The sequence below is a fragment of the Pseudomonas sp. KK18 genome (assembly GCF_037094675.1).
GTDB lineage: Bacteria > Pseudomonadota > Gammaproteobacteria > Pseudomonadales > Pseudomonadaceae > Aquipseudomonas.
In genome coordinates, this window is record NZ_CP146605.1 from 1,761,540 (window position 1) to 1,783,880 (window position 22,341).

General features: G+C 61.0%; 21 protein-coding genes and 1 riboswitch. Of the genes, 12 read left to right on the top strand and 9 right to left on the bottom strand.

Annotated elements, in window-relative coordinates:
• Nucleotides 1–23: 23 nt before the first annotated feature.
• From V6607_RS07925 to speB, 4 genes are all read right to left on the bottom strand, one after another.
• Entirely contained in the window at nt 24–1,406 is a 1,383-nt protein-coding gene (locus tag V6607_RS07925; protein WP_003210730.1) for a sodium:solute symporter, read from the bottom strand.
• A gap of 111 nt (nt 1,407–1,517) precedes the next feature.
• Nucleotides 1,518–3,023, bottom strand: coding sequence for a cytosine permease (locus V6607_RS07930; protein WP_003210731.1), 1,506 nt, complete (start codon nt 3,021–3,023; stop codon nt 1,518–1,520).
• Between the two features lie 21 nt (nt 3,024–3,044).
• The gene (locus tag V6607_RS07935; protein ID WP_134325921.1) at nt 3,045–3,470 is read right to left on the bottom strand and encodes a nuclear transport factor 2 family protein; all 426 of its coding nucleotides are present in this window, start codon (nt 3,468–3,470) and stop codon (nt 3,045–3,047) included.
• A complete protein-coding gene (gene speB, locus V6607_RS07940) occupies nt 3,470–4,420 on the bottom strand; it encodes an agmatinase (protein ID WP_003210733.1) in 951 nt (316 codons plus the stop codon). Before speB ends, V6607_RS07935 begins: the two co-directional genes overlap by 1 nt.
• 244 nt (nt 4,421–4,664) lie before the next feature.
• On the opposite strand from speB, the gene V6607_RS07945 reads away from it, so the two are divergent.
• The 7 genes from V6607_RS07945 (at nt 4,665) to V6607_RS07975 (ending at nt 12,454) form a co-directional block, all read left to right on the top strand.
• Nucleotides 4,665–5,558: a LysR family transcriptional regulator gene (locus V6607_RS07945; protein ID WP_003210734.1), complete on the top strand. Its 894-nt coding sequence runs from the start codon at nt 4,665–4,667 to the stop codon at nt 5,556–5,558.
• Nucleotides 5,559–5,564: 6 nt separating this feature from the next.
• Nucleotides 5,565–6,161 carry a DTW domain-containing protein gene (locus tag V6607_RS07950; protein WP_134325922.1) on the top strand — a complete coding sequence of 199 codons (597 nt, stop codon included), beginning with the start codon at nt 5,565–5,567 and terminating at the stop codon, nt 6,159–6,161.
• 100 nt (nt 6,162–6,261) lie between these two features.
• Nucleotides 6,262–7,164, top strand: a complete 903-nt coding sequence (gene cysM, locus V6607_RS07955) for a cysteine synthase CysM (RefSeq protein ID WP_003210736.1) — start codon at nt 6,262–6,264, stop codon at nt 7,162–7,164.
• Nucleotides 7,164–8,516 (top strand): 23S rRNA (uracil(1939)-C(5))-methyltransferase RlmD, encoded by a 1,353-nt coding sequence (gene rlmD / locus V6607_RS07960; protein WP_134325923.1) that lies wholly within the window; start codon nt 7,164–7,166, stop codon nt 8,514–8,516. Before cysM ends, rlmD begins: the two co-directional genes overlap by 1 nt.
• A gap of 136 nt (nt 8,517–8,652) precedes the next feature.
• Nucleotides 8,653–10,896 carry a GTP diphosphokinase gene (relA, locus tag V6607_RS07965; protein ID WP_008438176.1) on the top strand — a complete coding sequence of 748 codons (2,244 nt, stop codon included), beginning with the start codon at nt 8,653–8,655 and terminating at the stop codon, nt 10,894–10,896.
• A gap of 153 nt (nt 10,897–11,049) precedes the next feature.
• On the top strand, nt 11,050–11,883 hold the full coding sequence (mazG, locus tag V6607_RS07970) for a nucleoside triphosphate pyrophosphohydrolase (RefSeq protein ID WP_003210739.1): 834 nt from the start codon (nt 11,050–11,052) through the stop codon (nt 11,881–11,883).
• Nucleotides 11,884–11,908: 25 nt separating this feature from the next.
• Nucleotides 11,909–12,454: a DUF2058 domain-containing protein gene (locus tag V6607_RS07975; RefSeq protein ID WP_003210740.1), complete on the top strand. Its 546-nt coding sequence runs from the start codon at nt 11,909–11,911 to the stop codon at nt 12,452–12,454.
• A 237-nt stretch (nt 12,455–12,691) separates the two neighbouring features.
• Here V6607_RS07975 and V6607_RS07980 read toward each other — a convergent pair whose 3' ends face one another.
• The 4 genes from V6607_RS07980 to purM form a co-directional block, all read right to left on the bottom strand.
• On the bottom strand, nt 12,692–12,880 hold the full coding sequence (locus V6607_RS07980; RefSeq protein ID WP_008438187.1) for a hypothetical protein: 189 nt from the start codon (nt 12,878–12,880) through the stop codon (nt 12,692–12,694).
• Between the two features lie 253 nt (nt 12,881–13,133).
• On the bottom strand, nt 13,134–13,847 hold the full coding sequence (locus V6607_RS07985) for a DUF3108 domain-containing protein (RefSeq protein WP_003210742.1): 714 nt from the start codon (nt 13,845–13,847) through the stop codon (nt 13,134–13,136).
• Between the two features lie 8 nt (nt 13,848–13,855).
• A complete protein-coding gene (gene purN / locus V6607_RS07990) occupies nt 13,856–14,506 on the bottom strand; it encodes a phosphoribosylglycinamide formyltransferase (protein WP_008438189.1) in 651 nt (216 codons plus the stop codon).
• Nucleotides 14,506–15,564, bottom strand: coding sequence for a phosphoribosylformylglycinamidine cyclo-ligase (purM, locus tag V6607_RS07995; RefSeq protein ID WP_008438191.1), 1,059 nt, complete (start codon nt 15,562–15,564; stop codon nt 14,506–14,508). The genes purN and purM overlap by 1 nt, the downstream gene beginning before the upstream one ends.
• Nucleotides 15,565–15,923: 359 nt before the next feature.
• Here purM and V6607_RS08000 point away from each other — a divergent pair, with 359 nt between their 5' ends.
• From V6607_RS08000 to V6607_RS08020, 5 genes are all read left to right on the top strand, one after another.
• A complete protein-coding gene (locus tag V6607_RS08000; protein ID WP_003210745.1) occupies nt 15,924–16,964 on the top strand; it encodes a DUF2066 domain-containing protein in 1,041 nt (346 codons plus the stop codon).
• Nucleotides 16,965–17,017: 53 nt separating this feature from the next.
• On the top strand, nt 17,018–18,091 hold the full coding sequence (locus tag V6607_RS08005; protein ID WP_003210746.1) for an AI-2E family transporter: 1,074 nt from the start codon (nt 17,018–17,020) through the stop codon (nt 18,089–18,091).
• Between the two features lie 217 nt (nt 18,092–18,308).
• Nucleotides 18,309–19,013, top strand: a complete 705-nt coding sequence (gene hda, locus V6607_RS08010; RefSeq protein ID WP_003210747.1) for a DnaA regulatory inactivator Hda — start codon at nt 18,309–18,311, stop codon at nt 19,011–19,013.
• Nucleotides 19,014–19,226: 213 nt separating this feature from the next.
• Nucleotides 19,227–19,856: an NlpC/P60 family protein gene (locus tag V6607_RS08015; protein ID WP_003210748.1), complete on the top strand. Its 630-nt coding sequence runs from the start codon at nt 19,227–19,229 to the stop codon at nt 19,854–19,856.
• Nucleotides 19,857–20,000: 144 nt separating this feature from the next.
• Nucleotides 20,001–20,543, top strand: a complete 543-nt coding sequence (locus tag V6607_RS08020; RefSeq protein ID WP_003210749.1) for a C40 family peptidase — start codon at nt 20,001–20,003, stop codon at nt 20,541–20,543.
• A gap of 133 nt (nt 20,544–20,676) precedes the next feature.
• Here V6607_RS08020 and V6607_RS08025 read toward each other — a convergent pair whose 3' ends face one another.
• Nucleotides 20,677–21,990 (bottom strand): sorbosone dehydrogenase family protein, encoded by a 1,314-nt coding sequence (locus V6607_RS08025; RefSeq protein ID WP_003210750.1) that lies wholly within the window; start codon nt 21,988–21,990, stop codon nt 20,677–20,679.
• A 99-nt stretch (nt 21,991–22,089) separates the two neighbouring features.
• Nucleotides 22,090–22,327: riboswitch (cobalamin riboswitch) on the top strand.
• The last annotated feature ends 14 nt before the right edge of the window (nt 22,328–22,341 follow it).

The window sequence follows — 22,341 nt, forward strand, 5'->3', positions numbered from 1 at the left end:
GAAAGCTACTTTCAACTATTCGTTCAGATCGCCCGAGCCGCAACAGCCTCCGGACGACGGGACAGCAAACTCACCAGCACAAAACTCACCAGGCCCACACCCAGGCTGTAGTAGATCGGCGTATTGGCGTCCAAACCATCCTTGATCATGAACACCAGCGCGGTCACAAAACCCAGGGTCATGGAGGTGATCGCCCCGGAAGTTGTCGCACGCTTCCAGAAAATCGCCCCGATCAGCGGGATCAACATGCCGCCCACCAACAGGTTGTATGCCAGGGTCAGTGCGCTGATCACATCACTCACCACCAGCGCGATACCCAACACGGCGATACCGGTCAGCAAGGTAAACAGACGGTTGATCTTCAAGCTCGACTGCTTGCCACCACGCAGGCGCGGCAGCAGGTCTTCGGTCAATACGGTGGAAGCGGCGAGCAAGCCGGCGCTGGCGGTGGACATCATCGCGGCCAGTGCAGCGGCGATCACCAGGCCGCGGATACCGTCGGGCAGCGAGACTTTGACGATGGCGGCGAACGCATTGTTGACGTTGTCCAGGTCCGGGATCAGTACGTGGGCGGCCATGCCGATCAGCGCACAGGCCAGGCCGTAGAGGATGCAGTAGAAACCGGCGAAGGTGCCTGCGTACTGGGCGACCTTTTCGTCGCGGGCGGTGAACACCCGTTGCCAGATGTCCTGGCCGATCAGGATGCCGAAGAAGTAGATCATGAAGTAGGTGATGATGGTGTCCCAGCCGATTTCAGTGAAGCTGAAATTCGACGCGGGCAGTTTGGCCACCAATTCATCCCAACCGCCGACGCGGTACAGGCAGATTGGTAGCAGGATAAACATCAGGCCGACCGTCTTGATCACGAACTGCACGATGTCGGTCAGGGTCAGCGACCACATGCCGCCAATGGTCGAGTACACCACCACCACGCCACCGCCTACCAATACCGACATCCAGAACGGCAGGTCGAACAACACTTGCAGCACGGTGCCGATGGCCAGGATCGAGGTCACGCCGATCATCAGCGCGTAGGCCAGCATGATCACCGCACTGGCCTGGCGGGCCATGGGGTTGTAGCGTTTCTCCAGGACCTGGGTCACGGTGAAGATTTTCAGTTTCAGCAGCGGCTTGGCCAGGAACAGGTTCAGCGCAATGATCCCCGCGCCCAGCGCGGCGCACAGCCAGAAACCGGAAATACCATGTACATAGCCCAGGCGCACGGTGCCGACGGTGGACGCACCGCCCAGCACCGTGGCAGCCATGGTGCCCATGTACAGCGTCGGGCCGAGGTTGCGGCCGGCCACCAGGTAGTCTTCATGGGTCTTGGCGCGGCGCATGCCGTAGTAGCCGAGCACCAGCATGCCGGCGGCGTAGATGAGGACGACGAATAGATCTAAGGCCATGACGGCGAGTCTCCGATTATCTTTTTTATGTGGGGCTAAAGGGGGCTGTGTGGCGAGGGAGCGTGCTCCCGCTGGGCTGCATTGCAGCCCCAATCCATTCCACGCAATTCATCAGGCAGCCTCGCGACTGCTGCGCAGTCGAACGGGAGCAGGCTCCCTCGCCACAGTCGGTCCGTAGACGGCAGCCGGTTCAGGGAACACGCGAAGCAGTGTCAGGTACACCAGCGAGGCCAGGCCCAGGGTCACCGGCAAGCTGATGTCGATGCCGTCGGCGAGGTTGCCCAGCGGCCCGACAAACTGCCCCGGCAGGTTGACGAAGCACAGGCCCACCAGCGCACTCGGGATCCAGGCCCCCAGGCCGCGCCAGTTCCAGCCATGGCTGAACCAGTAGCGCCCGCCGGTTTCGCCGCGAGTGAACACTTGCAGGTCATCCGGGCAGTAGTAACCCCGGCGCACGATTAGGCCGATGATCATCATCACCATCCACGGCGTGGTGCAGGTGATGATCAGCACGGCGAAGGTCGACACGCTCTGCACCAGGTTGGCGGCGAAACGTCCGATAAAGATGAAGGCAATCGACATCACCCCGATCAGCAGCGTTGCCTTGACCCGGGACAGCAGGCGCGGGAATACGCTGGACATGTCCAGGCCGGTGCCATACAGCGAGGTGGTGCCGGTGGACATGCCGCCGATCACCGCGATCAGGCACACTGGCAGGAAGAACCAGCTCGGTGCCACCGCCAGCAGGCCGCCGACATAGTTGTTGGCCGCGATATAGTCCGGTGCCTTGACTGCCACGATGGTCGCGGTGGCCAGGCCGAACAGGAACGGGATCAACGTGGCGATCTGCGCAAACACCACCGCCAGCATGATCCGCATCTTCGAGGTTTCCCGCGGGATGTAGCGCGACCAGTCACCGAGGAACGCGCCGAAGGAAATCGGGTTGCTCATGGCCACCAGTGCTGCACCGATAAACGCCGCCCAGAAGCCGGTCTGGCCGAGGGCAACGGTGCCGGCGAAGTGGCTGTCGAAGGCCGGCGCGAAGGCGAAGATCCCCAGCAGGAACAGCAGGCTCGCCGCCCACACTGCGATGCGGTTGACCCACAGCATGAAGCGAAAGCCGTAGATGCACACCGTCAGCACGAGAATGGCGAAGACGCCGTAGGCCAGGCCCAGGGTCAGGTCGGTTTCCGGCAAGCCCACCAGACGTTTCGCACCGCCCACCAGCGCATCGCCTGAACTCCACACCGACAGTGAGAAGAACGCAATAGCGGTCAGCAGCGACAGGAACGAGCCGACAATCCGCCCGTGCACACCAAAGTGCGCACCGGAAGACACGGCGTTGTTGGTGCCATTGATCGGACCGAACAGACCCATGGGGGCGAGGATCACCGCACCCACCAGCACGCCCAGCACAATCGCCCAGACGCCGGCCTGGAACGACAAGCCAAACAGCACCGGAAAGCTCCCCAGCACGGCGGTGGCGAAGGTGTTGGCACCGCCGAAAATCAGGCGAAACAAATCCTTCGGCCCGGCGGTACGTTCGTGGTCCGGGATCTGTTCGACGCCGTTGGTTTCTATGTTGCGAATACTGTTTTCGTTGTTTTTATTATTCATGATCTGCTCCGATCACATTGGCTAATGGGGCGGCAGCCCTTCCGGCATAGCGGACAAATGTTCGTGACAGGCCAGCCACAGGCCTTCTTTTTGTTGTGTGCGATCCCCTTGCCGCTTGAAGACAATGGTCTCGCGTTCCTGGCTAAAGAATTGCTCCCCGTTCATGCGCAGCTCGGTGGCCACGTCATGCACAAATACCGCGACGTCACCGTGCAGGCTGACGAAAGCGTTGCTTGAGGTGCAGGAAAGCACCTCAAATCCCTCGTCCCGGCGCCAGCTGTCCCACAACACCTGGTAGGCATCGCGACTCAGCAGCGGCTGGGGGAGGGTGTAGAACACGAAGCTGGCATCGGCACTGAACGAACCGAAGTAGGCGTCGCGGTCATTGCGGGCGAAGGCCGACACCAGGTCGGCCGCGGCTTTTAATACCTCGGCCTGGGCGCTCATCAGCGGTGCGCCACGCCCGGCAATACGCAGAGCATTTCGTACAGCAGGTTGGCGCCCAGCAGCGAGGTGTTGCCGGTGGTGTCGTACGGCGGCGAAACTTCTACCAGGTCGCAACCAATCAGATCCAGGCCTTGGCAGCCGCGGATGATTTCAATCGCCTGGATCGTGGTCAAGCCACCGATTTCCGGGGTGCCGGTGCCGGGCGCCCAGGCTGGGTCGATGCCGTCGATGTCGAAGCTCAGGTACACCGGGCCACCGCCGACTTTCTCGCGCACTTCAGCCATCAGGGGCGCCAGCGAGTGATGCCAGCATTCTTCGGCCTGGACCACACGGAAGCCCTGTTTGCGGCTCCAGTTGAAGTCTTCGGCGGTGTAGCCCTGGGCGCGCAGGCCGATTTGCACCACGCGGTCGCAATCCAGCAAGCCTTCTTCCACCGCGCGGCGGAAGGTGGTGCCGTGGGCGATTTTCTCGCCGAACATGTGGTCGTTGACGTCAGCGTGGGCATCGATGTGCACCAGCCCGACCTTGCCGTGTTTCTTGTGGATCGCCCGCAGGATCGGCAGGGTGATGGTGTGGTCACCGCCCAGGGTCATCGGGATCACATTGTGTTCGAGGATCTCGTCGTAGGCTTCTTCGATGATGCGCACAGCGTCCAGCAGGTTGAAGGTGTTGATCGCCACGTCGCCGATGTCGGCAACCGACAGCGAGTCAAACGGCGCGGCGCCGGTGGCCATGTTGTAAGGGCGGATCATCACCGATTCGGCGCGAATTTCCCGCGGCCCGAAACGGGTGCCGGCACGCAGGGAGGTGCCGATGTCCAGGGGCACGCCGACGAAGGCGGCATCCAGGCCCTTGGCCGATTGCAGATGGGGAAGACGCATCATGGTGGCGATGCCGGCGAAGCGCGGCATTTCGTTGCCGCCCAGTGGTTGGTGGAAAATCTTGTCCACGGGATTGCCTCATCGTTTTGTTTATTAGAAGCCGATTCTGCGAAATGCATGGGAAGGGAAGAATCGGCAGGGGCAAATACTTAGTTCAGATTTTTCTAAACTAATGCCTGAGGTAAACTCGGTTCAAATGTGGGAGCGGGCTTGCTCGCGAATACGGTGTGTCAGTCACGGAGGGTTCGATTGATCCACCGCATTCGCGAGCAAGCCCGCTCCCACAGGTTTTATGTTTGCCTCTGGAGAGCCCATGGCCAACGCCTTGCCCGACCTGAAACTCCTGCGCATCTTCGTCAGCGTCGTGCGGCACCAGGGTTTCGCCAATGCCCAGCACGAACTCAACCTGTCGACCTCGGCCATCAGCACTTACATGAGCCAGCTGGAAGCCGCGTTGGGCCTGGTGCTGTGCCATCGCGGGCGGGGCGGGTTCAGCCTCACCAGCAAGGGCGAGTTGTTCCATCAGGAAACCCTGCGCCTGCTGGGCGAGCTGGAAGGCTTCGAGCAATACGCCGCCGCGCTCAAAGGCGAACTGCGCGGCACCCTGAAACTCGGCGTACTCGACTCCACCGTCAGCGACAAGGCCTTGCCGTTTGCCGAAGTGATCGGCGCCTACAGTCAGGAACACCCGGCGGTGCATTTGCACCTGTCGGTGATGAGTCCTTACGAGTTGCAACTCGGCGTCCAGGATAATCGCCTGGACCTGGCCATCGGTGCGTTTTCCAACCGGATGAGCGGGCTGATCTATATGCCGCTGTACCGCGAACAGCACTGGCTGTATTGCAGCACCCGTCACCCATTGTTCAACGAGCGGCGCATTCCCGAACAAGTCATCACCCAGCAACGCATGGTCGGTCGTGGTTACTGGAGCCAGGCCGAACTGGCGCGTCACGGCTTCAAGCACAGCGCCGCCACGGTGGAAAGTATGGAGGCGCAATTGATCCTGGTGCTGTCCGGCGCCTACATCGGCTACCTCCCGGAACACTACGCCCAGGCCTGGGCCGACAAAGGGGATTTGCGGGTACTGCTGCCGGCGACCTTTGGTTACCAGGCGCCGTTCTCGATGATCATGCGCCGGGGCCGCAGCCGCGAACCCCTGATCCAGACCTTCCGCGATTTACTCAAAGCCCAGCTCAACCAGGCCTGAAAACCCATGTCCAGACCCCAATGCTCCCGCTGCCTGCGGCCCACCACCCATTGCCTGTGCGCGCTGATTCCCCGGCTGGATAGCCGAACCCGGGTGTTGCTGTTGCAGCATCCGAGTGAGGTCAATCACGCCTTGAATACCGCGCGGTTGGCGGCGCTTGGCTTGGTGAATGCGCAGTTGGTGGTGGGGGAGGTGTTTGAGGATTTGCAGGCGTTGTTGAATCCGCCGGGTTATCAGGCGCGTCTGTTGTTTCCGGACGAAAATGCCCAACCCTTGCAGGCCTATACGCCATCCGACGAACCGTTGCTGCTGGTGGTGCCGGACGGTACCTGGCGCAAGGCGCGCAAGTTGCTGCACCTCAATCCTTTATTGGCGGCGCTGCCTCGGGTGACGCTGGCGGAAGGCGCCGTGTCCCGTTATCGGCTGCGCAAGGCACCGGGGCCCGGAGCGTTGTCGACGGTGGAGGCCATCGTGCAGGCGTTGCAGGTGCTTGAAGCGCCCACCTCATTTGAGCCGCTGCTGAAACCGTTCGAGGCATTGATCGAAGGACAGATTGTTGCGATGGGCGATGAAGTGTTCCAGAGAAACCACGGCCCCGCCTGACTTATTCCATTAAGCGATAAGCACCACACTTTGCGTGATATGGCCCGCCAGCCTTTCCCGGTATGATAGTCGCCCCCGCAGTCTGGATTGCGAATACGCCATGACCTTGCAGTACCCCACCATCGCCGATTGCGTCGGCAACACCCCGCTGGTCCGCTTGCAGCGCTTGCCGGGCAACACCAGCAATACCTTGTTGCTCAAGCTCGAAGGGAACAACCCGGCCGGCTCGGTCAAGGACCGCCCGGCGTTGTCGATGATCACCCGCGCCGAGTTGCGTGGGCAGATCAAGCCCGGCGACACCCTGATCGAAGCCACCTCCGGTAACACCGGGATTGCCCTGGCCATGGCCGCGGCGATCAAGGGCTACAAGATGGTCCTGATCATGCCCGACAACGGCAGCGCCGAGCGCAAGGCGGCGATGACCGCCTACGGCGCCGAGTTGATCCTGGTCACCCAGGAAGAAGGCATGGAAGGCGCCCGCGACCTCGCCGAGCGTATGGCTGCCGAAGGCCGTGGCCTGGTGCTGGACCAGTTCGCCAACGGCGACAACCCCGAGGCGCATTACACCACCACTGGCCCGGAAATCTGGCGCCAGACCCAGGGCACCATCACTCACTTCGTGAGTTCAATGGGCACCACCGGCACCATCATGGGCAACTCGCGCTACCTCAAGGAGCAGAATCCCGAGATCCAGATCGTCGGCCTGCAACCGATGGAAGGCGCAGCGATCCCGGGGATCCGTCGTTGGCCCGAAGAGTACTTGCCGAAGATCTACAACGCGGCTCGCGTCGATCGCATCATCGACATGGCCCAGCGTGAAGCCGAAGACACCACCCGCCGCCTGGCCCGTGAAGAAGGGATCTTCTGCGGCGTGTCGTCCGGTGGCGCCGTGGCCGGGATGTTGCGCTTGTCCCAGGAGTTGGAAAACGCGGTGATCGTCGCGATCATCTGTGACCGTGGCGACCGTTACCTGTCGACCGGCATTTTCGACGCGCCCAACTGATGGCCAAGCACGAGAGAGGCCTGCGCTTCCAACCGACGGGCGGCAGCCGGGCCCCACAGATTCCTGTAGGCAAGAAGCAGCGCCTGACCATCGAGCGCCTGGCCAACGACGGCCGTGGCATTGTGTTCTTTGAAGGCCGCACCTGGTTTGTCATGGGTGCGCTGGCCGGTGAAGAGGTGGAAGCGCGGGTGTTGGGCGCCCACGGCAAAGTGGTCGAGGCGCGCACCGAGCGCGTATTTACCGCCAGCGAACTGCGCCGTCCGGTACCCTGTGTCCACGCCGGCCGTTGCGGCGGTTGCAGCCTGCAACACTTGCCCCATGACGAACAACTCGCCCTGAAACAGCGCATGCTCGCCGAGCAATTATCCCGTGTGGCCGGTGTCGAACCCCAGGAGTGGGCCGCGCCTTTGAGTGGGCCGGAATTCGGCTATCGTCGCCGCGCCCGCGTGGCCGTGCGCTGGGATGCCAAGGCGAAGAAACTTGAAGTCGGCTTTCGTGCCGTGGCCAGCCAGGACATCGTCGCCATCGACGATTGCCCGGTGCTGGTACAGGCCTTGCAACCGATCATGCAGCGTTTGCCCAACATGCTGCGGCGCTTGAGCAAGCCTCAGGCATTGGGGCATGTGGAATTATTCAGTGGTTCGTCGATTGCCGTGTTGTTGCGACACATGGCGCCCTTGTCCGAAGCGGACCTGACGATCCTGCAGGAATTTTGCACGTTCCATGAAGCCCAACTGTGGCTGCATGGCGAGGGCCAGCCGCAACCGGTCGAACCAGACCAGGCCTTGGGCTATCGTCTGGAACCGTGGGATTTGCAGTTGGCGTACCGCCCGGGAGACTTTGTGCAGGTCAACGCCGGGGTCAACCAGGCGATGGTCGCCCAGGCGCTGGATTGGCTGGCGCCGAAGCCCGACGAGCGGGTGCTGGATTTGTTTTGTGGCTTGGGCAACTTCGCCTTGCCGCTGGCCCGCCAAGTGCGGGAAGTGGTGGCGGTGGAAGGCGTGCAGGCCATGGTGGACCGGGCGGCACAGAATGCCGTCAGCAATAATTTGCATAATGTTCAGTTTTTTCAGGCCGATTTGTCCCAGCCTTTGACCGACGCGGAATGGGCCAAACAGGGCTTTTCTGCGGTACTCTTGGACCCACCCCGCGATGGTGCCCTGGAGGTTGTGCGCAAGCTCGCTACCCTGGGGGCTGATCGCCTGGTGTATGTGTCCTGCAATCCGGCAACGCTGGCGCGGGACACGGTCGAGTTGGTCAAGCAAGGCTACCGGCTAAAACGTGCCGGGATCCTCGACATGTTTCCCCAGACGGCCCATGTCGAGGCCATGGCGTTATTTGAAGCGGGCTAGGATGCCCGTTTAATCCGACTGGCCTGCATCTCCTGGGCCTGTGACCTGCCAGGGAGCGTGCACAAGCTTTTTTTGTAAAGCAGGTCAGCGATGATTTTGACGCACTAAAAGGTGCGTCGTAGGGAAGGTAAGCAAGATGGTACAGGTGAGAGCACACCAGCCGATCAACACCGACGGCAGTATCAATCTCGAGGCATGGCTGGATCATGCCATCAGTGTCGACCCGGCACTGGACCGTGAAGCCTTGAAAGCAGCCTGCGAGTTCGCTCGTGAGTCTGAACAGCAAGACAATGCGGCGAAGAACCTGTGGGCCGAAGGCACTTCAAGCTTTCGCACCGGGTTGGAAATCGCCGAGATCCTCGCCGATCTCAAGCTCGATCAGGATTCGCTGATCGCGGCGGTGCTGTATCGCGGCGTGCGCGAAGGGCACATTCAGCTGCCCACCATCAGCCAGCGTTTCGGCACCGTGGTGGCCAAGCTGATCGACGGCGTGCTGCGCATGGCGGCGATCAGTGCCAGCCTCAGCCCTCGCCAGTCGATGGTGCTGGGCACCCAGGGCCAGGTGGAAAACCTGCGCAAGATGCTGGTGGCGATGGTCGACGACGTGCGCGTCGCCTTGATCAAGCTGGCCGAGCGTACCTGCGCGATTCGGGCGGTGAAAACCGCCGACGACGAAAAGCGCAACCGCGTCGCCCGCGAGGTGTTCGATATCTACGCGCCGCTGGCCCACCGCCTGGGCATCGGCCATATCAAGTGGGAACTGGAGGACTTGTCCTTCCGTTACCTCGAACCCGATCAATACAAACAGATTGCCACGCTGCTCCATGAGCGGCGGCTGGACCGTGAGCGGTTCATCGCCGATGTGATGAGCCAACTGCGCACCGAATTGCAGGCCACCGGCGTTGAAGCCGACATCAGCGGCCGGGCCAAACACATCTATTCCATCTGGCGCAAAATGCAGCGCAAGGGCCTGGCCTTCAGCCAGATCTACGACGTGCGCGCCGTGCGTGTGCTGGTGCCGGAAATGCGCGACTGCTACACCGCGCTGGGTATCGTGCACACGCTGTGGCGGCACATCCCCAAGGAATTCGACGACTACATCGCCAACCCCAAGGAAAACGGTTACCGCTCATTGCACACGGCAGTGATCGGCCCCGAGGGCAAGGTACTGGAAGTACAGATCCGCACCCACGCGATGCACGAAGAGGCGGAGCTGGGCGTATGCGCTCACTGGCGCTACAAGGGCACCGACGTCAAGGCCGGGTCGAACCAGTACGAAGAGAAAATCTCCTGGTTGCGCCAGGTGCTGGAGTGGCACGAAGAGCTGGGCGACATCGGCGGTTTGGCCGACCAGCTGCGGGTAGATATCGAACCTGACCGGGTCTACATCTTCACCCCCGACGGCCACGCGATCGACCTGCCCAAGGGCGCCACACCGCTGGATTTTGCGTACCGGGTGCACACCGAGATCGGCCACAACTGCCGTGGCGCCAAGATCAACGGGCGCATCGTGCCGCTCAACTACAGCCTGCAGACCGGTGAACAGGTCGAGATCATCACCAGCAAGCACGGTACGCCGAGCCGCGACTGGCTGAACCCGAACCTGGGCTACATCACCACGTCCAGGGCGCGGGCGAAGATCGTCCATTGGTTCAAATTGCAGGCGCGCGACCAGAACGTCGCCGCCGGCAAGACCTTGCTCGAGCGCGAATTGGCACGCCTGGGTCTGCCGCAGGTGGACTTCGACAAGCTGGCCGAAAAGGCCAACATGAAGATCGCCGAAGACATGTTCGCCGCCCTCGGTGCCGGCGATCTGCGCCTGGCGCAGTTGGTCAACCTGGCCCAGCAACTGGTTGAGCCGGAGCGTGGCAGCGAGCAGCTGGAACTGATTCCACGCAAGGCCACCGGCTACAAGCCGGGCAAGCGCGGCGATATCCAGATCCAGGGCGTCGGCAACCTGATGACGCAAATGGCCGGCTGCTGCCAGCCATTGCCGGGCGACGCCATCGTCGGTTACATCACTCAGGGCCGCGGGGTGAGCATTCACCGCCAGGACTGTGCCTCGGTGTTGCAACTGGGCGGGCGCGAGCCGGAGCGGATCATCCAGGTCAGTTGGGGCCCGGTGCCGGTGTTGACCTATCCGGTGGACATCATCATTCGTGCCTACGACCGTTCCGGGCTGCTGCGTGATGTGTCGCAGGTGCTGCTCAATGAGCGGATCAACGTGCTGGCGGTCAACACCCGCTCGAACAAAGAGGACAACACGGCGCTGATGTCCCTGACCATCGAGATTCCGGGGCTGGACGCGTTGGGTCGGTTGCTGGGGCGTATTTCCCAGTTGCCGAACATTATTGAGACCCGGCGTAATCGCACGCCATGAGTAGCTGGATGAGCGCGGACTGAAATGTGGGAGCGGGCTTGCTCGCGAAGGCGATGTGTCTGTCAAATATCAGGCAACTGACACGACGCCTTCGCGAGCAAGCCCGCTCCCACATTTGATCCTCAGCGTTCCCACTTCTGCGGAAAGAGACTGATGTATTCACTTGAAGACCTGCTGCACCTGATGAACCGCCTGCGCGACCCGCAATACGGTTGCCCGTGGGACATCAAGCAAACCTACGCCACCATCGTCCCCCACACCCTGGAAGAAGCCTACGAAGTCGCCGATGCGATCGAGCGCGGGGATTTTGATCACCTGCAAGGTGAGCTGGGCGACCTGTTGTTCCAGGTGGTGTATTACAGCCAGCTGGCGCGGGAAGAAGGGCGCTTCGAATTCGCCGGGGTGATCGACAGCATTACCCGCAAGTTGATTCGCCGTCACCCGCATGTGTTTCCCACGGGAGACTTGTACGCGCCGCTGGATATTCCGCAGCTGAGCGAAGAGCAGGTCAAGCAGCGTTGGGAAGAAATAAAGGCCGAGGAGCGTGCGGAAAAATCCGACGCACCGGAGCAACTGTCCTTGCTGGATGATGTACCCACGGCCTTGCCGGCGCTTTCCCGCGCCGCCAAATTGCAAAAGCGCGCCGGGCAGGTGGGTTTCGACTGGCCGGCCGCGTTGCCCGTGGTGGATAACGTGCGCGAAGAGCTGGATGAAGTGCTCGAAGCCATGGCCGATAACGACCCGGCAGCCATCGCCGATGAAGTAGGTGACCTGCTGTTTGCGGCGGTCAACCTGGCCCGTCACCTCCAGGTCGACCCGGAAGCAGCCTTGCGTTTAGCCAACGCTAAATTCGAACGACGTTTCCGATTTATCGAACAGGCATTGCGCGAGACCCACCGTCCCATAGAAGATTGCACCCTCGAAGAGTTGGACGCCCTGTGGGGCGAAGCCAAACGCCAGGAAAAGAATCTGTCCAGCTGCGGCTGAGCCGTTGCCCAAGTGAGTAAGCACCATGAGCATTTCCCTTCGCGACCAGTTGCTCAAAGCAGGCCTGGTCAACCAAAAGCAGGCCAAGCAGGTCGGCAAAGAGAAACAGAAACAGCAGCGCCTGGTGCATAAAGGCCAGGCCGAAGCGGACGACAGCCAGGCGCGCCTGGCCATCCAGGCGCATGCCGAAAAGGTCAAGCGCGACCAGGAGCTGAACCGTCAGCAGCAGGAAAAAGCCGAGGCCAAGGCCCGCGTTGCGCAGGTCAAGCAATTGATCGAAACCTCGCGCCTGCCCAAGCTGACCACCGAGGACTACTACAACTTCGTGGATGACAAGAAGGTCAAGCGCCTGTCGGTCAACACGCTGATGCGTAACAAGCTGAGCAACGGCTCCCTGGCGATCGTGCATCACGGTGGCGGTTACGAGGTGATCCCGCGCGAAGCCGCGCTGAAGATCCAGGAGCGGGCGCCAGAGCGCATCGTCCAGATGAACGTGCTGACCGAAAGCCAGGTGCCGGATGAGGATGATCCGTACGCCGCCTACCAGATCCCTGACGACCTGATGTGGTAATGCGTTAGAAACACACATTGTGGCGAGACGGCTTGTTGTGGCGAGGCAGCTTGCTGTGGCGAGGGAGCTTGCTCCCGCTGGGGCGCGAAGCGCCCCCAAAATCCCAATCCCAATCCCAATCCCAATCCCAATCCCAATCCTAAACCCAAAAAAACACAAACCCCGCTCAAAAGGCGGGGTTTGTGTTTATAGACACTCCAGCTGCGTGGGGCTGGTTATCTACAGGATTTCAGAGTTTCAGGAGCTTTGCGCCTGGCGTTTCATCTCAAGGGTCTCGAGCTCGTTTTTATAATTATGAGCTTCGGTCTCGTCGTGAAACATGCCGACCAGCAGGTCTTGCTGGTGTACATCCCAGATGTGAATCCCGTGGGCTACTGCTTCATGGGACATATGTTCATCGTCGCGTTCAGTTACTTTTACAGTCATCTGCTTGCTCCAATCTCTGGTTGATCTGCGGCAAGGCGTCGCAGGCCTTTGTTATATGATTTGTTAGCTTGCTAAGTAAATAACCAGGAATTGCAACACACCTTTACAGAAACTGGAGTAATCCCGCGAGCCCACGGAAACCGCGACATTGCGTCGCAGGGCGCTGAGTTTTATGACAAAAGTTTCATGTTGGCGTCAGGCGACAGGCGAAAAAAAGCCCCGCGTACGCGAGGCTCTTTCATTGCGCAGAGGATCAGCTGCCTTTGACAGCCTTGCCGTCAACGGTACCGTCTTGCAGCATGATGTTGTATTCCTTGCCGTCAGTCTCGACCTGGCGCAGGGCAACCAGGATGCCGCCCCAGTCCTTGGCAAACCACATTTGGGTAATGCGCTTGCTTTGAGTCGGGTCACGCACGCGCTCGACCTTGATCGCATCGATGGAGCCGGCTTTGGTCTGGACCTTTTCCGGGCCGATCACGCGGAAGTCGTAGGTATCGACATCAGTGCCTTCGACGACGTTGTAGCTCATGCTTTTCTTGCCGGCTGCCACATCGCGCTGCAATGCCAACTGGTAGGTCGACTTGTCGAGCATGCCGCTTTGAAGGGCCACGTTGACCGGGTCCTTGTTTTCAAAGCCGGTGACTTTCTTGGCCGTCTGATCGAAGTCGAGGTTGATCTTCTTCGTCTTGCCCAGGCCACCGCGTTCGAAGGTGTAGCTCACCGGTTGCAGGGCGTCTTTGTCGAAGCGGATCACGCTGGTTTCAGTCAGGCTGGCGATCATCATGGAAGCCTTGAAATTCAAGGTCCAGCTGCCGTTGTCATTCTTGGTCAGGCTGCGTTCTGCCGAACCACTCATGGGCAACTGTTTCCAGTCGGCGGTGTAGCTGGCGGAGAAAGGGTGAAGGTCTGCCGCTTGCACGGCAGGCAAGGCGAACAGCGCAAAAGCGAAGAGCAGGGCGCGACGCATAAAGTCTCCTAGGTTCGAATCAAGTGGCCGCTGGCCGCAAGTAACTGACCGTCCAATAATGCACCGTGGTCGCCAAGAATCAACCGCCCCTCAGCGAACCAGCGAACAGCCAGCGGGTAAATCCTGTGTTCCTGGGTGTGAACCCGTTGCGCAAGCGTCTGCGCAGAGTCCGCAGACTCTACCGGAACTACTGCCTGTACGACCAGAGGCCCGCCATCGAGTTCCTCGGTGACAAAGTGCACGCTGCAGCCGTGCTCGGTGTCGCCGGCCTCCAGGGCACGCTGGTGGGTGTGTAACCCTTTGTATTTTGGCAGCAGGGACGGGTGGATATTCAGCAGACGCCCGTTGTAGTGACGCACGAAGTCAGCGCTGAGAATGCGCATGAAGCCGGCCAGTACCACGAGTTTGGGGTTGAAGGCGTCGATCAGTTCGATCAAGGCGCTGTCGAAGGCCTCGCGGCCTTCGAAAGCCTTGTGATCCAGGGAGCGGGTGTCGATACCTGCGTCCCTGGCGCGTTGCAGGCCGTAGGCGTCGCTGCGGTTGGAAATCACCGCAGCGATGCGCACCGGGCTGTCGCCGGCGCGCGTGCTGTCGATCAGGGCCTGCAAGTTACTGCCGGTGCCGGAGAGCAGCACCACGACATCACAGGTTGCAGGCATCAGTGCGCCTTAAGGTTCTTCAGTTCAACCTGAGCCGCGCCTTCAGGGGCGGTAGCGATCTGGCCGATGACCCAAGGCTGTTCGCCGGCTTCACGCAATACGTTCAGCGCGCTTTCAACGTGCTCTTGAGCCACGCAGATGACCATGCCCACGCCGCAGTTCAGCACGCGGTGCATCTCGGTTTCGTTGACGTTGCCTTTCTCTTGCAGCCAGTCGAAGACTGCCGGGCGCTGCCAGCTGGCCACGTCGACAATCGCCTGGGCGCCTTTAGGCAGTACGCGCGGGATGTTGTCCAGCAGGCCGCCACCGGTGATGTGGGCCATGGCCTTGACCGCGCCGGTGTCCTTGATCAGCTTGAGCAACGGCTTCACGTAAATGCGGGTCGGGGCCATCAGCAGGTCGGTCAAGGGCTTGCCGTCGAGCTGGATGGTTTCGATGTCGGCGCCGGACACTTCGATGATCTTGCGGATCAGCGAGTAGCCGTTGGAGTGCGGGCCGGACGATGGCAGGGCCAGCAGGGCGTCACCGGCAGCCACCTTGGAACCGTCGATGATTTCGGATTTTTCGACAACGCCGACGCAGAAACCGGCCAGGTCGTAGTCTTCGCCTTCGTACATGCCTGGCATTTCAGCGGTTTCGCCGCCGACCAGGGAGCAGCCGGACAGTTCGCAGCCAGCGCCAATGCCGGTGACCACCTGGGTAGCGGTCTCGACGTTGAGCTTGCCGGTGGCATAGTAGTCAAGGAAGAACAGCGGCTCGGCGCCGCACACCACCAGGTCGTTCACGCACATGGCAACCAGGTCGATGCCGATGCTGTCGTGCTTGTTCAGGTTCAGTGCCAGGCGCAGCTTGGTGCCCACACCGTCGGTGCCGGAGACCAATACAGGCTGCTTGTAGCCGGCCGGGATCTCGCAGAGGGCGCCAAAACCGCCCAGGCCGCCCATGACTTCGGGGCGCGCAGTGCGCTTGGCGACGCTCTTGATGCGTTCGACCAATGCTTCACCGGCGTCGATGTCTACACCGGCGTCCTTGTAGCTCAGGGAGGGTTGCTTGCTCATGATCCAGGCCTTTAGGGGGGATTCAGGGGTAACGACCGAATGCGGCGGGTGTACCGAAACCTGAAGTTTCAGCACGGCCTGCCATTGACGGTCTGCGAAGGCGCGCGATTTTATCAGGCTTGAGGGGCAGCGGCCATCCTCGGGCCGACGGGCAGGGGCAATAGCTGTTAAAAAAATCGCTAATCGAGTCGGTCACAGGCCCTATTAAGGTATAGCCTTTAACTCGCTATCGTTATGACAGTACAAAAACTTGCCGAGACCCTGTGAATGTTTTGCCGGTCGCTGTGGTCACAGCCTTGCTCAACAGTGTTCACGCGGTCTGTTCCAACCGCTTATTTGCCGTTCGGGAATCTTCTTTCATGGGTCTGAGTAAATATTTTTTTGTGGGCTGCTTGTCGTTGGTCAGCCTGGCGAGTCATGCCGAAACCCTCAATGGTCTCTATCAAGTGCTGGAGCCGGTCAGCAGTCAGTCTCCCCAGGAGCGCGACCAGGCGACCCAGCGTGCCCTGCAAACCCTGGTGATCCGCCTGACCGGCGACGCCAAGGCCGCCGATGGCCCGGGCCTGGCGGCGATCCGCAAAGACCCGCAACAAATCATCAGTCAGTATGGCTACGACGCCGGCCCGCCGGAAAGCCTGCAGGTGGATTTCGACCCGGTCAGCACCGACCGCGCGTTGCGTGGCGCGGGCCTGGCGCTGTGGGGCAGCAATCGGCCATCGATCCTCGGTTGGTGGCTGAACGACTCCGTGGAAGGCAGCAGCCTGGTCGGTGATGGCCAGGCCGTCGCCCAGCCGCTGCGCCGCGCGGCCCAGCACCGTGGTTTGCCGCTGCGTCTGCCATTGGGTGACCTGGACGAACAGATCGTCGCCACCGCCCCGAATCTTGAAAGCCCTGACGCCACACCGCTGCGCGCCGCGTCCGAGCGTTATGGGGCCGATGCCTTGCTGGCGGTGCATGCTCGCGAAGATGGCGGCCAATGGTCGGCCAAATGGCGCCTGTGGCTGGGGGATAAAAGCGAGCAGGGCACCGCCACCGGCACTGATACTGCCGCATTGGCCGACGCCGTGCTGCTGGCCGTCAGCGAACGCCTGGCACCACGCTTTGCGGTCAAGGCCGGCGCTGCCACCAGTGATCAGTTGCTGGAAGTGCAGGGCATGAATCTCGAGCATTACGCCGCCCTCGGCCATCTGCTGGAACCGTTCGGTGCCCAGCCAGTGCGCGTGGACGGCACTCGCATCGTTTATCGGGTGAATGGCAGCGCCGAGCAGCTGCGCACCCAGTTGAGCCTGGCCAAGTTGCAGGAAATCCCGGCAGGTGAAGCTCCGGCTCCGCAGCCGGTGGTAGAAGGCGCGCAACCGGCACCGGTCGAGCCGACGCCGCAGCTACGTTTTCATTGGTAAGTGTTCTTCCTTCTTATATAGAAGCAGGAAGCAAATAACAGAGGGAGTGTTTTATGGCGGATACGCGTCGTTGGGTGTGGCTTGGCGGGATTGTCCTGCTGTGCGTTTTTGTGTTCCTGCTGCATTCGATCCTGACGCCGTTCCTGGTCGCGTTACTGCTGGCCTACCTGTTCGATCCGGTGGTGGATCGCCTGGAAAAGATCGGCCTGTCACGTACCTGGGGCGTGGTGGCGGTGTTTGCGTTGTTCACCTTGATCATCACGGCGCTGGTCCTGGTGCTGGTGCCGATGTTGGCCAAGCAGTTGTTCAAGCTCTATGAGCTGGCGCCGCAGATGCTCGACTGGCTGCAACACACGGCCATGCCGTGGGCGCAGGCCAAGCTGGGGTTGGCAGACGGCTTCTGGAAGTTCGACAAGGTCAAGGCGGCCATCAGCGAGCACATGGGCCAGACCACCGACATTGTCGGCGTGGTGCTGAGCCAGGCGACGGCGTCGAGCCTGGCGCTGATTGGCTGGCTGACCAACCTGGTGCTGATCCCGGTCGTGGCGTTCTACCTGCTGCGGGACTGGGACATCATGATGGCCAAGATCCGCGGCCTGCTGCCGCGCGACCGTGAGGAGCGCATTGTCTCCCTGGCCGAGGAGTGTCATGAGGTGCTCGGCGCCTTCGTCCGTGGCCAGTTGCTGGTGATGCTGGCGCTGGGGATCATCTACGCGGCGGGGTTGATGGCGATCGGCCTGGAACTGGGGCTGTTGATCGGCCTGATCGCCGGCCTGGCAGCCATCGTGCCTTATATGGGCTTCGTGATTGGTATCGGTGCGGCGCTGGTGGCCGGGTTGTTCCAGTTCCACGGCGACCTGTACCCGATGCTCGGGATCGTCGCGGTGTTCATGGTCGGCCAGGCCCTGGAAGGCATGGTGCTGACGCCGTTGCTGGTGGGCGACCGGATCGGCCTGCATCCGGTGGCGGTGATCTTTGCGATCCTGGCGGGCGGCGAGCTGTTCGGCTTTACCGGCATCCTGCTGGCGCTGCCGGTGGCGGCGGTGATCATGGTGCTGGTGCGCCATGTGCACGACTTGTACAAGGACTCGGACATGTACGCCGGAACCGACGAACCGGAGTTATAACCGCAGCATCACAAACCCGGCTCAAGGCCGGGTTTGTCATTTATCGGCTCTGGCGTTTCGCCATTGCGTCAAACATTCCTCACCAAATCCAACAAGTTAACGCAAACCTTTGATTTTGCTTGTGGTCTGCTGCATTGTGCGCCCGGCGTCACGGGTATAAACTTTGCAAACTTTACACAGAGGTCACTAACGGTTCGATTGGAACCGTTCAGTCAGCATGAAACCGATTCAGCTGCCCCTAGGTGTGCGTCTGCGTGACGACGCCACCTTTATCAATTACTACCCAGGCGCCAATGCCGCTGCACTCGGCTATGTCGAGCGGCTCTGCGAAGCCGACGCCGGGTGGACCGAAAGCTTGATCTACCTCTGGGGCAAGCACGGCGTGGGGCGTACCCACTTGTTACAGGCCGCTTGCCTGCGCTTCGAACAGATGGGTGAACCGGCGGTGTACCTGCCGCTGGCGGAGCTGCTGGACCGCGGTATCGAGATCCTCGACAACCTTGAACAATACGAACTGGTCTGCCTGGACGATTTGCAGGCAGTGGCGGGGCGGGCAGATTGGGAAGAGGCACTGTTCCATCTGTTCAACCGCTTGCGTGACAGCGGCCGGCGCTTGTTGATTGCCGCCTCCACCTCGCCACGTGAGCTGCCGGTGAAGCTGGCGGACTTGAAGTCGCGGCTGACCCTGGCGCTGATTTTCCAGATGCGCCCGTTGTCCGACGAAGACAAACTGCGGGCCCTGCAACTGCGTGCTTCGCGCCGCGGGTTGCACCTGACCGATGAAGTCGGGCATTTTATTCTCACTCGCGGTACACGCAGCATGAGCGCACTGTTCGACTTGCTCGAACAGCTCGACCAGGCTTCCTTGCAAGCCCAGCGCAAGCTGACTATTCCCTTCCTCAAAGAAACCCTGGGCTGGTAGCCAGCCCTTTAAAACCGGGGCTTTCGGCAAATTACAGGCGCCAGAAAACCTGCGTTTGGGCCGTTTTGGCCACGCAAATGGCTGGCATAGGGTGTTAAGGGCTTAGATGTCATAGTCCAAACAAGAAGTCACATAGATCACGATTGAATTTGCAAATCGATGTGATAGAAGGCATAGTCTCGGCTTCTTTACACATCAGCCACGGTCGTGCCCATGCTAAATCGCTTCGCACCCCTCGTGCCTCTCGCACTCGTTACCCTGTTGTTTGGTTGCGCCACCCACACTCAAAACGTGGCTGAGCAGCAAAAACCAGTACAGCAGTCCCAGGCAAAATTCGTTGCGTCGCAGTCTTCCACTGTTTATCAGGAAGAGATCGCAACTGAAAAAGAACTCGCCGACTTCGCCGGCGCCAAGCCTTACCAGCTTCCCGTTCTGGCCGACAGCATTCTCGAACGCGGCATGTCCCTGATCGGTACCCGTTACCGTTTCGGCGGTACCTCTGAAGCCGGTTTCGACTGCAGCGGTTTCATCGGCTACCTGTTCCGCGAAGAAGCCGGCATGAACCTGCCGCGTTCCACCCGCGAAATGATCAACGTGGATGCACCGTTGGTCGCGCGGAACAACCTCAAGCCCGGTGATCTGCTTTTCTTTAGTACGGCTGGCCGTGGTCGTGTCAGCCACGCCGGTATCTACCTGGGCGACAACCAGTTTATCCACTCCAGCAGCCGCCGCAGCGGTGGTGTGCGAGTCGACAACCTGGGTGACAGCTACTGGAGCAAAACCTTCATCGAAGCCAAGCGCGCCCTGGCGATGGCCCCGACTACCGTTACCGCTAGCAAGTAAAGTTAAAGTGATACTTGAAGTTTGACGTGTAAGCGCTAGAATCCCTGGACATTGTTGTAAATTGATCGCGCGAGCTTTGCTTGCGCGTTCTGTTTTTCAACGTTCGGCAGCGAAAGCCGCATCCAGATCAGGATTGTTCTGCCCATGTCGACCTCGGCCCGCCTAATTCTTCTCGTTTGCGCCGCGCTGCTCAGCGCCTGCGCAAGTCGTCCTCCGCCTGCTCCCGTGGCCGTCAAGCCCAAGCCGGTGTTCAACACCTATGCCACCCAAAGTTTCTCGCCTGCGGCCGAAGACGTGCTTTTTCGTGCGCTGGGCCTGGTCGGCACGCCTTATCGCTGGGGCGGCAATACGCCGGACTCGGGGTTTGATTGCAGTGGCTTGATCGGTTTCGTCTACCGTGACGCGGCGGGCATCTCCTTGCCACGTACCACTCGCGAGCTGATCGTGATGCGCGCCCAGGACGTGAGCGAAAACAACCTGCAGACCGGTGACCTGATCTTCTTCGCCACGGGTGGCGGCTCGCAGGTCAGCCACGCCGGGATCTACGTGGGAGAAGGGCGCTTTGTGCATGCGCCGCAAACCGGCGGTACGGTGAAGCTGGACACGCTGTCCAAAGCCTATTGGCAAAACGCCTACCTGAGCGCCAAGCGTGTGTTGCCAGCCGAGCACCTGGCACGAAACCCCTAGGAAAACACGAAACCAAATGTGGGAGCGGGCTTGCTCGCGAATGCGGTGGATCAGTCGACAACAAGCTGACTGACACACTGCATTCGCGAGCAAGCCCGCTCCCACATTTGTTTTGCGGTGTTTGCGAAGCTGGCTATTTAGCCGCCGACACTCGCCACACCTTGTTCCCCACGTCATCCGCCACCAGCAAATCCCCCTGCTTGTCGATCACCACGCCGACCGGGCGGCCCATGGCTTTCTCGTCGCTGTCGAGGAACCCGGTCAGCACATCCACCGGCTGGCCTTTGGGTTTGCCGCCTTCAAACGGCACGAAGATCACCTTGTAGCCACTGTGTGGCTTGCGGTTCCACGAACCATGCTGGCCGATAAACGCGCCATTGCTGAATTGCGCCGGTAGCTTGCTGCCCTCGGCAAAGGTCAGTCCCAAGGAGGCTGTGTGCGGGCCTACCGCGTAGTCCGGGGCAATCGCCTTGGCTACCAGTTCCGGGTTCTGCGGACTCACCCGCACATCCACGTGCTGGCCGTAATAACTGAAGGGCCAGCCATAGAACGCGCCATCCTTGACCGAGGTGATGTAGTCCGGCACCAGGTCGCTGCCGATTTCATCGCGCTCATTGACCGCCGTCCACAGCTTGCCGCTTTGCGGTTCCCAAGCCATGCCGTTGGGGTTGCGCAGGCCGGAGGCGAAGATGCGGTGCTGGCCGGTAGCACGGTCCACTTCCCAGATCGCGGCGCGGCCTTGTTCGGCTTCCAGGCCGTTTTCCGCGACGTTGCTGTTGGAGCCCACGCTGACGTACAACTTGCTGCCGTCCTGGCTGGCGACCACGTTCTTGGTCCAGTGATGGTTGATGCTGCCGCCCGGCAAGTCGGTCACCGTGGTGCCGGCTTCCTTGATCGAGGTTTCGCCTGGCTGATAGGGGAAGCGCAGCAGCTTGTCCGAATCGGCCACATACAGGTCGCTGCCCACCAGTGTCATGCCGAACGGCGAGTTCAGGTTCTCCAGGAACACCGTGCGGGTTTCGGCTATGCCGTCGTGGTCGGCGTCCCGCAGCAGGGTGATGCGGTTGGGGCTCGGCACGGCGGCCCCGGCGCGGCCCATGACTTTCTCCATCACCCAGCCACGAATACCCTTGGAATCGTCCGGCTTGGGTGGCGCATTGGTTTCTGCCACCAGCACATCGCCATTGGGCAGCACATACAGCCAGCGCGGATGGTCCAGGCCTTCGGCAAACGCCGCTACTTGAGTGCCTGCCGCCGCCGTTGGCTTGGTGCCTTCGGGCCAGCCGATGGCCGGGGCGATATTCACCGTGGGGATCAGGGTTTTATTCGGTTCCGGCAGTTTGGGCGAGGGCCCGGTGCCGTCGGACACTTGCAGGGTAGAGCTTTCGCCGCAGGCGGCGAGGGTGCCGGCGAGCATGATCAGTAGGGCAAGTCGGGTCTTGTGCATGGTTTTCTCCTTAATACCTGTAGCGGTAGAGGCGCGCAGCGGCCCGATGGTTCACGCGCATGTCCGGCTTTAATTGACGCTCCACCCCCAACCCACTAACCTTCGCGGCTTGTTTCAGGTGCTCTGTGGCGTACGCGCCGACTGAGTGAAACAGGGAAGCCGGTGAGTGAGCGCATTTTTCTACAGTGCTGCCACGATCCCGGCGCTGCCCCCGCAACGGTAAATGAGTCAAGACGGTGCCTTAAGCCACTGTATCGCCCGCGATATGGGAAGGCGCACCTTCGGCATCCAATGCCACTCATGAGCCCGGAGACCGGCCTGATCCATCCAACAGCATCACGGTGGGCGATG